Raw genomic sequence first — 11,816 nt, 5'->3', positions numbered from 1 at the left:
CCCAGGTATCTATTCAGCAACACAGCCCGCGATTTGGTGCGTATTTCTCACGCGGAGACGCGGCACGGAGAGATCGCGCCATTCTTTTCTGCCCCACGCGAAGACGCGCAGACCAGTCATTCGCGGCTGAGCCAAGTCGCGTCCGCTCAGCCGGGGATGACAGGCTTTACTCGCACTTGGCGATATACGGCAGCGCGCGGTGATCGCCGGAATCGTCCATGCCGTAGCCGACGATGAACTCGGTCGTGCCGGTGAAGCAGGCGTAATCGGCCTTGGCGATCGCGGTCGGCAAGAGCTTGTCGACCACTACGGCCGAGATCACGCCGGTCGCACCGTATTCGAGCGCCAGTTCCTTCGCCTTCTTCATCGTGTGGCCGCCGTCGAGCACGCCGTCGATGATGAGCACGTTCTTGCCGCGATAGGCCTCGTTGGGGCCGATCAGGATTTTCACGTTCTTGGTCGACTGATGCCCGACATAGGAACGCAGCCAGAGGAACTCGGTCGGAATGGAAATGCCTTCCACCGCCAGGGCCCGCAAAAGATCGGCCGCAAACACGTAGGCGCCGACCAGGATCGGCACCGCCACGTGCGGCACAACGGGACCATGCGCGATGTCGTGGGCAAGCGCCTTCACGCGTTCGGCAATCTGTTCTTCGCTATAGAGAATCGTACGGCGCATCACTCCCCAGCTTTCGCAATTCGAACTTCGCTAACCCCTTCCGGGGGGTTCGAAAGCCGGGTGACGAAACGAGTGGATTGACCGGGCTTCAGGGTGATGACGTCCGGCGCGACCGTCCAATGATAAATCTCGCGCTTATCGTTATCGACCAGCCCAATGCGAATCTGCGGCACCGGCAGCTCTCTGTCGGTCACATTGGTCAGAGCGCCGCTCACCGTCAAGACGAGGCGGCCGTTCCGTAATTCCCGCAAATTCCTGGTATTGCCGATCTTCAGGCCGCTGGCGGCGACTTTCATCCCCAGCTTTGAGTAGACCGACGCGCTCTGCGGCCAGGTTTCGACAACCTGGTGGCGATAAACCGTCGCGATCACCCCGATGAGGATGACGATTCCGGCCAAAGCGGCCCATCCGGTCTTGAGGAACCAGGGCTGCTGCCAGAGTTTGCCCCGCGGCTCGGGCGGCGGCTCCTCGTAGGCACTGGTTTCCTGCGGCTCCGGGTCGCGCGGTTCGGGTTGTGCATAAACCTCGCGCGGCGGCGGTTCTGGTTCGGCCGGCTCCGGCTCGAACGCGGACACCGGTTCGCCCATGGCGTGCCAGACGTTGCTGCAACGCGCGCACCGCACATTGCGGCCCTGCGGCGGGAATTTCGCCGCATCCACTTCGTAACGCGTCTCGCAGGCCGGGCAGGTTAAGATCATGCCAACGTTTCCAAGAGGTAAAGTTTGGCGCAAGCCGGGGGTACGCCGCAAGCACAGTAACCGAAAGGCCTGAAACACTCGTAACCAAACCCGGCCGAGGTTATGGTCCCGCCATCATGGTTCGCTTTGAAAATGTGGGGATGCGCTATGGCGCCGGCCCGGAAGTGTTGCGGGATGTCACGTTCGTCCTGGAGTCGGGGTCGTTTACCTTTCTGACCGGCCTGTCGGGCGCGGGCAAAACCACGCTGTTGAAGCTGATTTCGGTCGCCGAGCCGCCGAGCCGCGGCCTCATCACCCTGTTCGGGCACGATCTGGCGACCGCCAAGCGGTCCACCTTGCCGGGGCTAAGGCGCCGGATCGGCGTGGTTTTCCAGGATTTCCGCCTGCTCGATCATCTCTCGGCGTTCGACAATGTCGCCCTGCCGTTGCGCATCGCCGGCCGCAAAGAGTCCGAATATGCCCGCGACGTCGAAGAACTGCTGGTCTGGGTCGGGCTTGGTGACCGCATGAACGCGATACCGCCGACCCTTTCGGGCGGCGAGCAACAGCGGGTGGCTATCGCGCGGGCCGTGGTCGCCAAACCGGACCTTCTGGTCGCCGACGAGCCGACCGGCAATGTCGATCCCGAGATCGGGGCCCGGCTGATCCGCCTGTTCGCCGAACTGAACCGGCTCGGCACCACCGTCCTGATTGCCACCCACGACCGCGCTCTGGTCGAATCGACGCGGGCGCGGGAAATGCGGCTGGTGGACGGACGTCTGGTCGAACTGAGGATGTCGCGGCCATGAAAAACCGTCGCATCATGCCCAATTCCAAAGGTGCCGCGCCGCTCGACGTGGTGATCGCCGTGATGGCGTTCCTCGCCGCCTTGGCGCTCGGCGCCTCGCTGATCGCCCAGCACGCCGCCGACAGCTGGAGCGCGGGCCTGTCGGGCAAGATCACCGTGCAGATCCTTCCGGCGTCGACGGGAGCGGCCCGCGACGGTCTTGCCGCCGAAACCGAAGCCGCTCTGGCGGTCTTGCGCGGCACGCCCGGCATCGTTCGCGCCACGCCGCTCACCGAAGCGGAGCAGCTCAAGCTGGTGCAGCCCTGGCTCGGGGCCGAAGCCCTGGTTGCCGAACTGCCGCTGCCGCAACTCATCGATGCCGACATCGCCCCCGGCAGCGTGCTCGACATGGACGCGCTGGCGCGTCACCTCAAGAGTGCCGCCCCGCATGCGGTGCTCGACGATCACAGCCATTGGATCAACCGCTTGCGCGATCTCGCCCAGACCCTGGTGTGGTCGGCCTACGGCGTCCTGTTCCTGATCGCCGTGGCGACCGCGTCGATCGTAGCCTTCGCCACCCGCGCCGGACTCGATGCCCACAACGACATGGTCTCGCTGCTGCATCAGATGGGCGCCCAGGCCGGATTCATCGCGCGGGTCTTCGAGGGCCACTACTTCCGCGCCGCGCTCACGGCTGCGGGAGCCGGGGCCGCGACCGCTGCCGCCATATTCCTGGCGGCCGGCGGACTGCAATCGGTCGGCTACGAAGCGGTACCCTTCCTGCCGCCGCTGAGCGTGAAGCCGATCGAGCTGTTATGGATGCTCGCCGTTCCGGCGGCGGCCAGTCTGATCGCGCTGGTCACGGCGCGGGTTTCTGTTTTGGCGGCTCTACGGCAGATTCATTAGCAAATCCGGCCGAAAATCAGCCGCAGGGGCGTTGTCACATGCGGGGTCTTCACCTCGCCGGCAACGCATTGCATAGTTGCGCGGCTGGAGCGGAGTTCTCGGTTGCTGAAGCGGATCGTCATCACGCTGGTGGTTTTGTACGGCGCAGGGTTTGTGGTCTTTGCCGCATCCTTGCCGTCAGCACCGCGCAGCATCGGACAGGTCGACGGCATCGTCGCGCTGACCGGGGGCGGCTCGCGCCTCGATGCCGCGGTGGCGCTGTTCGAGCGCGGCAAAGGCGAGCGGCTCTTGATCTCGGGCGTCAACACCCAGACCAACAAGCGCGAACTAAAGAAGCTGCTGCACGGCAAGGCACGCTTCGATTGCTGCGCCGATCTCGGCTATGCCGCGGAGAACACGTTCGGCAATGCCAAGGAAGCGGCGGCCTGGACCCGCTTCCACCACTTCCGGTCCATTCTCATCGTCACCTCGCGCTATCATATGCCGCGCGCCATCGCCGAATTCCGCGATGTCATGCCCGACGTGAAACGGATTCCCTATCCGGTCGAGGCCGAGACCGGCAAAGGCACCGACGGCAAAGTGCGCGCCCTCAAGCTGCTCCATAGCGAATACGCCAAGTTCCTCGCCGTGACTTTTTTGACCGCCGCCGGGCTCGAACCGGGTCTTGACCGCACCGGGCCAAGCTCCGAGTCTCGCCCCGAAATCTGAACCCGATCCGTCGTGACCTTCGTCCGCTCCGTCCTCTACATGCTGTTCTTCGTCGCCTTCTCGACGGTGATGTTCCTCGCCGTGCTGCCGGCGCTGATTCTGCCGCGCATGGTGATGGTGCGGGCGTCGCAGATCTGGAGCCGGGTGATGTTCTGGGGCCTGAAAGTCATCGCAGGCTGCGGCTATGAAATACGCGGCGAACTCCCCAAGGGACCGCTGCTGTTCGCCGCCAAGCACATGAGCATGTGGGACACGCTGGCGCTCTACGCGCTGATCGACGACGTCTGCATCGTGGTCAAGCGCGAGCTCATCAGCATTCCCTTCTACGGCTGGTACATCAACAAAGCAGGCATCATCGCGGTCGACCGCAAAGCCGGCGCCAGCGCGCTGCGCCAGATGGCGGCCAAGGCCAAGGCCGTGTTCGAAACCGGACGGGCGATCGCCATCTTTCCGGAAGGAACCCGCAAGAAACCGGGCGCCGCGCCGGACTACAAGCCGGGCGTGGCCGGTCTTTATGCCCAGCTCGGCGTGCCGTGCGTGCCGGTGGCGCTGAACTCGGGGCTGTTCTGGACCGGTTTTTTGAAGCGCCCCGGCACCATCGTGATCGAATTCCTCCCCGCCATCCCGGCCGGACTGAAGCGCGGCGAGTTCATGCGCGAACTCGAACAGCGCATCGAAACCGCATCCGCCGCACTGGCCGCGGAAGCCAGCCGGACGCTCGGGCAGGTTTGATTTTCCCCTTGGAACGTTTTTGGAACGGTCGTTGTAAAGCGCCCGTTTGGTTAGTAATTATTTAATCCGTCCTCGTATGCTGGGGCGGCCCGACCAAGGACCCCTTATGAGCGACATCGCCCACCAGATCTGGGACATGAAGTACCGTTTCCGGCAGCCCGACGGCACGCCGATCGATAGCGATGTTGCCGACAGCTGGGGCCGCGTCGCGCTGGCCGCCAGTGCCGCCGAAGCGCCCGAAGACCGCCGCGAGCAGGCGCTTGCCTTTGCCGAAGCGCTGGCCGGTTATCGCTTCCTGCCGGCCGGACGCATTCTCGCCGGGGCCGGGACCGGGCGCAGCGTGACGCTGTTCAACTGTTTCGTCATGGGCACCATCCCCGACTCGATGGACGGCATTTTCGGGGCATTGCGCGAAGCCGCTCTGACGCTGCAGCAAGGCGGCGGCATCGGCTACGATTTTTCGACCATCCGTCCCAGAGGGGCGCCGGTGGAAGGCGTCGGTGCCGACGCGTCGGGGCCGGTGTCGTTCATGGATGTGTGGGACGCGATGTGCCGCACCATCATGAGTGCGGGCAGCCGCCGCGGCGCCATGATGGCGACGCTGCTCTGCGATCATCCCGACGTCGAGGATTTCATCGCCGCCAAGCGCCGCCCCGGCCGCCTGCAGAACTTCAATCTCTCGGTCTTGGTGACCGATGCCTTCATGGAGGCGGTCAGAACCGACGCCGACTGGCCGCTGCAGTTCGGCGGACGCGTCTACAAGACCGTCAGGGCGCGGGCGCTGTGGGACCGCATCATGCAGTCGACCTACGATTACGCCGAGCCCGGCGTGATCTTCATCGACCGCATCAACGCCGAAGACAATCTCGGCTATTGCGAAACCATCCGCGCGACCAATCCGTGTGGCGAGCAGCCGTTGCCGCCGTATGGCGCCTGTCTGCTCGGCTCGATCAATCTGGCGCGGCTCGTCAGGCATCCGTTCGAGGAAAACGCCGAACTCGACATCGGCGAACTGGAACGGCTGACCGCAACCGCGATCCGTTTGCTCGACAACGTCATCGACGTGTCGCGCTTCCCGCTCGAAGCCCAGCGCGCCGAAGCGCAGGCCAAGCGCCGCATCGGTCTCGGCGTCACGGGCCTTGCCGATGCGCTGATCTTCTGCCGCGTGCGCTACGGCTCGCCCGAAAGCATTGAACTGATCGAACGCTGGCTTGAAGCCATCGCCCACGCCGCCTATCGCGCTTCGGTCGACCTCGCCAAACTGAAAGGCCCGTTCCCGCTGTTCGATGCCGGCGAATACCTGCAGCGGCCGTTCATCCAGCGTTTGCCGGACGACATCCGCGAAGGAATTGCGCAGCACGGCATCCGCAACGGACTTCTGACCTCGATCGCCCCGACCGGCACCATTTCGCTCTACGCCGGCAACGTCTCGAGCGGCATCGAGCCGGTGTTCGCTTACTCCTACAGCCGCCGCGTGCTGATGCCCGACGGCACCCCGGAAGAGCAGATCGTGCGCGATTTCGCGGTCGCCGCCTTCCGCGAGAAATTCGGCGACACGGCGGAACTGCCCGATTATTTCGTCAGTGCCCAGACGCTATCCCCCGACGATCACCTGGCGGTGCAGGCGGCGGCGCAGAAATACGTCGACTCCTCGATCTCCAAGACCATCAACCTGCCGGAATCGATCTCGTTCGAGGCGTTCAAGGATATCTACGTCAAGGCTTACGAATCCGGCTGCAAAGGCTGCACCACCTACCGTCCCAACGAGGTGACCGGATCGGTCCTGACGGTGACCGATGCCGTCGAAGCGGCGGCCGACGAGACGGCGGACGACATGCCGAAGACCGGCGACATCGTCTACATGCACCGCCCGCTCGACCGGCCCGACGTGCTGATCGGCCAGACCTATAAGATCAAGTGGCTCGATTCCGATCACGCCTTCTACATCACCGTCAACGACGTCGAGAAGGACGGGCGGCGGCGGCCGTTCGAAGTGTTCATCAACTCGAAGAACATGGAAGCTTATGCCTGGACGCTGGCGCTGACGCGGATGATTTCGGCGGTGTTCCGCCGCGGCGGCGACGTGTCGTTCGTGGTCGACGAGCTGAAAGCGGTGTTCGATCCGCGCGGCGGCCAGTGGATGGGCGGCCATTATGTGCCGTCGCTGCTCGCGGCGATCGGCGAAGTGATCCACAAACACCTCATCGCCATCGGTTTCATGGCCGATGCCGATGACCGGCTGCCGCAAAACGCCAGGGCGGTGGCCGTCGCCGCGGAAGGCGCCCCGGCCCGGCACTGTCCGCGCTGCGGCTCGCCCAGCTTCGTCAAGCTCGAGGGCTGCGATTCCTGCCTGTCGTGCAGCTATTCCAAGTGCGGCTGAACCCGCGCCGGGAGAACACGATGATTCAGAACAACGTTTCGTTCGACATCCTGAGCATCAACCGCGGCCATTTGAGCGTGACCTACCGGGGCGTTCCGGCCCTGAAGTGCCCGTTCGATTACGTGCTCTACCAGATGCTGTTCATGCAGCTGAAGCCGGATCTCGTCATCGAGATCGGCACCTTTAAGGGCGGCGGAGCGCTCTATTACGCCGATCTGCTCGAACTCATCGGCAAAGGCGAAGTGCACACCATCGATCTCGAAACCCAGTGCAACGAGCTGACCAAGCGCCATCCCCGCATCAAGGTGTTTTCCGGCGGCTGGCAAGCCTATCCGCTCGAAAACGCCAAAGGCTATGAAACCGTTCTGGTCATCGAGGATTCCTCCCACACCTACCAGAACACGCTCGACGCCATGAACAGATTCGCCGACGTGGTCACGCCGGGCTCCTACATGATCGTCGAAGACGGCATCCTGGACTGCCTGGTGAGCCAGGGGGTTTACAGCCCGGAGACTTATAACGGCGGTCCCGTCCGGGCGATCGAGGAATTCCTCCAGTCCCATTCCGACCGTTTCCAGATCGACCGCGGGCTGTGCGATTTCTTCGGCATCAACGCGACCTGGAATCCCAACGGCTACTTGAGAAAACTGTAGCGGGGATCACGGCCGCAGCCTCGACTTTGCCGGCCATCACGAGAGAACCCATTTTGGGGTTGATCATACCCATATTGGGGTGCATCTTCCCCAAAATGGGTAATATTCGTCAGCCGAATAACAAGCCCGGCCGCGACACGGGTCTCGCCGGTGCGCTCTTTTCGGGCGTCCAGCAACGTCTGTTGGCACTCATCTTCGGTCATCCGGAGACCAGCTATTACTTGTCGGAGATTATTCGGACTCTTTGCTCCGGGACCGGTGCGGTCGAGCGGGAATTGGCGCGGCTGGAACGGGCCGGGCTGGTGACGGTCGAGCGGATCGGCAACCAGAAGCACTATCAAGCAAACCGCGCCTCCCCCATCTTTGCCGAATTGCATGCGCTCATTCTGAAAACCGTCGGGTTGCGCGAACCCTTGCGCCGGGCACTGCAGCCGGTCGCCGACCGTACCACGGCCGCTTTCGTCTACGGCTCCATTGCCAAAGGGATGGACACCGCCAAGAGCGATGTCGATCTGATGGTGATCGGTCGCGACCTGACCTATGCCGATCTTTACGACAGCCTGGAAGCAGCCGAACAGGTGCTGGCGCGCACGATAAATCCGACTATTCTCGAACGGACGGAGTGGAATCGTAAGCGATCGGAACACAACGCCTTCATCGAAAACGTCTGCAGCCAACCCAAGATTTTCATCATCGGCACCGAAGCCAGCCTGAATGATGGATCCGAACCTCGATAATCTGGTCAAGATCGGAAAGCTAAAGGTAGAGCCCTTCGCCGAAACGGAATTTCGCGGCTTGGTTACCTCTGCCGGAAAACGCTTGGCCGATGCCGCCAACTCCAGCTTGTCGCCCGAGAGCCGGTTTGATCTCGCTTACAATGCCGCCCATGCCTATGCCTTGGCGGCGTTGCGTGTGCATGGGTATCGCTCCGAAAATCGGGCGATTGTGTTTCAGGCACTCCAGCACACGGTCGCAATGGAGACGGCAAAATGGCGCGTGCTGTCCAAGTGCCACGATGCCCGGAATCTGGCCGAGTATGAGGGCCATACCGATGTTGACCTGAGGTTGCTGGACGATCTGCTGAAAATCGCCGGCGAACTTCAGTCGGCCGTTCTGGCACTTGGGTAGATACTGTTCCGGCAGCGCGAGATGCGGCTACACTGAGCGCGCATGAAATATTCCAGCCGATTCTTCCTTTACGCGCCGCTTGGCGTGTTCCTCATTCTGTGCGTTGCCGCAGGCGTGCATTGGTGGGCGATGGCCTCGTCGCTGTCGCGCCGGCTCGATGCCGTCAACGGACACCAAGCGATGCCCGGCGTCACGGTGTCGTTCGCGGCCAAGAAGATCGGCGGCTTTCCGTTCAGCCTCGATACCGAGTTCACCGGCTTCGCAGTCTCCGTGGCAACGCCGGACGGGCCGACGCGCTGGCGCTCCGAAAAATTCGCCATGCACGCACTGACCTATGGCCGCGACGAAACCATTTTCGAGGCGGCGGGAAAGCAGCAGCTTCGCTGGGGCCAGGGCCACCGTCTCGATTTCGCGGTCGGGGCGTTGCGAGCCAGTGCGATCCTGCGCCAAGGCGCTCTCGACCGGTTCGATCTCGATCTGATCGGCTTCGGTTCGAAGGCCTTCGTTGCGCAGCGGCTGCAACTGCACGCCCGCAAGGAGGCCGCAACTGTTCAGATGTTCGTCACCGCCGATGGCCTGACCAACTGCCGGCGCAATGCGATCCGCACCGCCGCGACGGTCGCCAAGGCCGAAGCCTTCGCGCGTCTGCAAAGGGCGGAAGCCTCCTGGACGGATGCCGTCGCAGGCTGGCGCGCAGCGGGCGGCATCGTGCCAACCGATAAACCGAACCCGCTATCCGATATTGCGGCCGAAGACTTGCTGAACCCGTCGGCGTTGGCGAACGCGGCGTGCGGCGCTTGATCGAAAAAAGTTTCGCACGCTTTGCTGCAAGTAAGGAGCGTGCGCACGCGGTTTTGAGCTAAGCGGCGGACATCGCTTCGAAAAATAATTCCGGAAAACCCTCTTGAATTCCGGAGGAGGTTTCCCCATTTCCATTACATACGATGACGTATGTGACGACGGCCCGGTCCAACCACCGGGCCGTTTTCTTATGCGCTGCTGCGTTTTTCAAAAAGCGCCAACCGGGCGAAGCCCGGAGTCTGTCCGAAACGACCTTGCAAAACGCTATTTTTTTTCGCCGCGCCCGAAGTTCGGCGAGGCGGTGTCCTGGCCGGCATCGATGATCGAGCGGCGGATGGCGCGGGTACGGGCAAAGAGATTGTACAGCGTCTCGCCGTCGCCCCAGCGGATCGCCCGCTGCAGCGCCGAAAGGTCTTCGCCGAAACGGCCGAGCACTTCCAGCACGGCTTCCTTGTTGTTGAGGAAGATGTCGCGCCACATGGTCGGATCGGAGGCCGCGATACGGGTGAAGTCGCGGAAGCCGCCGGCCGAGTATTTGATCACTTCGCCTTCGGTGACGTTCTCCAGATCGTCGGCAGTGCCGACAATGTTGTAGGCAATCAGATGCGGCACGTGGCTGGTGATCGCCAGCACCAGATCGTGGCGATGGGCGTCCATCACCTCGACATTGCTGCCGAGCGCTTCCCAGAACGCCTTCAGTTTGGCGACCGCCTGCGGATCGGTTTCTTCGGGCGGCGTCAGGATGCACCAGCGCCCGTCGAACAGTTCGGCAAAGCCTGCGGTGGGGCCGGACTGCTCGGTACCGGCGATCGGATGGGCCGGGATGAAGTGGACGCCTTCCGGCACGAACGGACCGACATCGCGGATCACCGCGCCTTTGACCGAGCCGGCGTCCGACAGAATGGCGCCGGGCTTGAGCACGGGTGCGATTTCTTCGGCCAGCGCCTTGAAGGTGCCGACCGGGGTGCACAGAACGACGAGATCGGCGTCCTTCACGCAGGCCGCCGCGTCGGTATAGAGCGAATCCGCAAAGCCGACGGTGCGGGCGAGATCGACTGTCTCGATGCGATGAGAATAACCGGCGATATGCCCGGCGAGACCGGCGCGCCGCATCGCGTGCGCCATTGAGGAGCCGATCAATCCGACGCCCAACAGGGCAACCTTGGCAAACATCTCGCTCATGGTCGGGCCATGAACGCCGTCAGCACCTGGAGGAATTTCTCGCAGGCATCCGCCGGACCGATGGTGAGCCGCAGACTTTCGGGCAGGCCGTACGCCGCCATGCCGCGCAGGATCAGACCGTGTTCGCAAAGATAGCGATCGGCCTCGGCCGCGGTTTTGCCGGGCGTGCCGGGGAAACGGATCAACAGGAAGTTGGTGACGCTGTCGTCGACCGCAAGACCGAGGCCGCGGATCGCCGCCGTCAGCCGGTCGCGCCACAGCGTGTTGTGGTCGAGCGCAGCCTGGAGGTGATCGTGGTCGGACATCGCCGCCGCACCTGCCCGCTGGGCGGGAATCGAGACATTGAACGGCATGCGGATGCGGTTCAGCACGTCGGCAACGGCCGGCGACACCAGCGCCCAGCCGACGCGCAGACCGGCGAGGCCGTAAACCTTCGAGAAGGTCCGCGTCATCACCACGTTGTCGTGCTTGAGACAGAGCGCGATGCCGGCATCGTAATCGTTGCGGCGGACGAATTCGGCATAGGCCGCGTCGAGCACCAGAAGCGTATCGGGCGAAAGGCCGGCGTGCAGGCGCTTCACTTCGTCGAACGGCAGATAGGTGCCGGTCGGATTGGCGGGATTGGCGAGATAGACGAGCTTGGTCTTGGGCGTGACGGCGGCCAGCATGGCATCGACATCGACGCGGCGGTCCTTTTCCTTGACCGACACCGGCACGCCCGAATTGGCAAGCGCGGCGATCTTGTAGACAAGGAAGGAATGCTCGCCGAACAGCACTTCGTCGCCGGGCCGCAGATAGGCGTTGGCGATCAGGGTCAAAAGTTCGTCGGAACCGTTGCCGCAAACGATCCGGGCGGGATCGAGCCCGTAGGCCGCACCCACCGCTTCGCGCAGGATCTGGGCCGACCCTTCCGGGTAGATCGATACGTCGCAGGTGGCGGCGGTATAGGCGGCGAGCGCCTTGGGGCTCGGCCCCAGGGCGCCTTCGTTGGACGACAGTTTGATCGGTGCGACGACTCCGGGCACGGAGGCGCGGCCACCGACATAAGGCGCAATTTCCAGAACGCCGGGCTTGGGCGCGAAGGCCATTTCTTTCTCCCTTACGGCCTCCCTGATAAGGCGCCGCGCCCCTAAAATCAAAACCGGTTTGATTGACACCGGGTCGCCTTGGCCTTAGCTAGCGC

General features: G+C 63.3%; 13 protein-coding genes. 9 read left to right on the top strand and 4 right to left on the bottom strand.

Features of this window, described 5'->3' with window-relative positions:
* Positions 1–166 precede the first annotated feature (166 nt).
* Both FHS84_RS13725 and FHS84_RS13720 read right to left on the bottom strand, forming a co-directional pair.
* Positions 167–679: a phosphoribosyltransferase gene (locus FHS84_RS13725; RefSeq protein ID WP_166935219.1), complete on the bottom strand. Its 513-nt coding sequence runs from the start codon at positions 677–679 to the stop codon at positions 167–169.
* Positions 679–1,377, bottom strand: a complete 699-nt coding sequence (locus FHS84_RS13720) for a DUF3426 domain-containing protein (RefSeq protein ID WP_243851064.1) — start codon at positions 1,375–1,377, stop codon at positions 679–681. The genes FHS84_RS13725 and FHS84_RS13720 overlap by 1 nt, the downstream gene beginning before the upstream one ends.
* A 116-nt stretch (positions 1,378–1,493) precedes the next feature.
* Between FHS84_RS13720 and ftsE the strand changes: the two genes are divergently transcribed.
* From ftsE to FHS84_RS13675, 9 genes are all read left to right on the top strand, one after another.
* The gene (gene ftsE, locus FHS84_RS13715; RefSeq protein WP_166935215.1) at positions 1,494–2,165 is read left to right on the top strand and encodes a cell division ATP-binding protein FtsE; all 672 of its coding nucleotides are present in this window, start codon (positions 1,494–1,496) and stop codon (positions 2,163–2,165) included.
* Positions 2,162–3,049, top strand: a complete 888-nt coding sequence (locus FHS84_RS13710; protein ID WP_166935213.1) for a cell division protein FtsX — start codon at positions 2,162–2,164, stop codon at positions 3,047–3,049. The genes ftsE and FHS84_RS13710 overlap by 4 nt, the downstream gene beginning before the upstream one ends.
* 102 nt (positions 3,050–3,151) lie before the next feature.
* Positions 3,152–3,757 (top strand): YdcF family protein, encoded by a 606-nt coding sequence (locus FHS84_RS13705; RefSeq protein ID WP_166935211.1) that lies wholly within the window; start codon positions 3,152–3,154, stop codon positions 3,755–3,757.
* A 12-nt stretch (positions 3,758–3,769) separates the two neighbouring features.
* Positions 3,770–4,489 carry a 1-acyl-sn-glycerol-3-phosphate acyltransferase gene (locus FHS84_RS13700; RefSeq protein WP_208393868.1) on the top strand — a complete coding sequence of 240 codons (720 nt, stop codon included), beginning with the start codon at positions 3,770–3,772 and terminating at the stop codon, positions 4,487–4,489.
* Between the two features lie 106 nt (positions 4,490–4,595).
* Entirely contained in the window at positions 4,596–6,869 is a 2,274-nt protein-coding gene (locus FHS84_RS13695) for an adenosylcobalamin-dependent ribonucleoside-diphosphate reductase (protein ID WP_166935209.1), read from the top strand.
* A gap of 20 nt (positions 6,870–6,889) precedes the next feature.
* On the top strand, positions 6,890–7,522 hold the full coding sequence (locus FHS84_RS13690; RefSeq protein WP_166935207.1) for a CmcI family methyltransferase: 633 nt from the start codon (positions 6,890–6,892) through the stop codon (positions 7,520–7,522).
* 53 nt (positions 7,523–7,575) lie between these two features.
* Positions 7,576–8,259: a nucleotidyltransferase domain-containing protein gene (locus FHS84_RS13685; protein ID WP_208393867.1), complete on the top strand. Its 684-nt coding sequence runs from the start codon at positions 7,576–7,578 to the stop codon at positions 8,257–8,259.
* Positions 8,237–8,650 carry a hypothetical protein gene (locus FHS84_RS13680; protein WP_208393866.1) on the top strand — a complete coding sequence of 138 codons (414 nt, stop codon included), beginning with the start codon at positions 8,237–8,239 and terminating at the stop codon, positions 8,648–8,650. Before FHS84_RS13685 ends, FHS84_RS13680 begins: the two co-directional genes overlap by 23 nt.
* Before the next feature lie 42 nt (positions 8,651–8,692).
* The gene (locus FHS84_RS13675) at positions 8,693–9,451 is read left to right on the top strand and encodes a DUF2125 domain-containing protein (RefSeq protein ID WP_166935205.1); all 759 of its coding nucleotides are present in this window, start codon (positions 8,693–8,695) and stop codon (positions 9,449–9,451) included.
* A gap of 264 nt (positions 9,452–9,715) precedes the next feature.
* Here the strand turns inward: FHS84_RS13675 and FHS84_RS13670 are convergent, their stop codons facing one another.
* Positions 9,716–10,633, bottom strand: coding sequence for a prephenate/arogenate dehydrogenase family protein (locus FHS84_RS13670; RefSeq protein WP_166935202.1), 918 nt, complete (start codon positions 10,631–10,633; stop codon positions 9,716–9,718).
* Positions 10,630–11,721 carry a histidinol-phosphate transaminase gene (gene hisC / locus FHS84_RS13665; protein ID WP_166935200.1) on the bottom strand — a complete coding sequence of 364 codons (1,092 nt, stop codon included), beginning with the start codon at positions 11,719–11,721 and terminating at the stop codon, positions 10,630–10,632. The genes FHS84_RS13670 and hisC overlap by 4 nt, the downstream gene beginning before the upstream one ends.
* Positions 11,722–11,816: the final 95 nt, after the last annotated feature.

The sequence above is a fragment of the Rhizomicrobium electricum genome (assembly GCF_011762045.1).
In the GTDB taxonomy this organism is placed as follows: Bacteria; Pseudomonadota; Alphaproteobacteria; order Micropepsales; family Micropepsaceae; genus Rhizomicrobium; species Rhizomicrobium electricum.
This window is presented reverse-complemented; position numbering and strand designations above follow the sequence as displayed.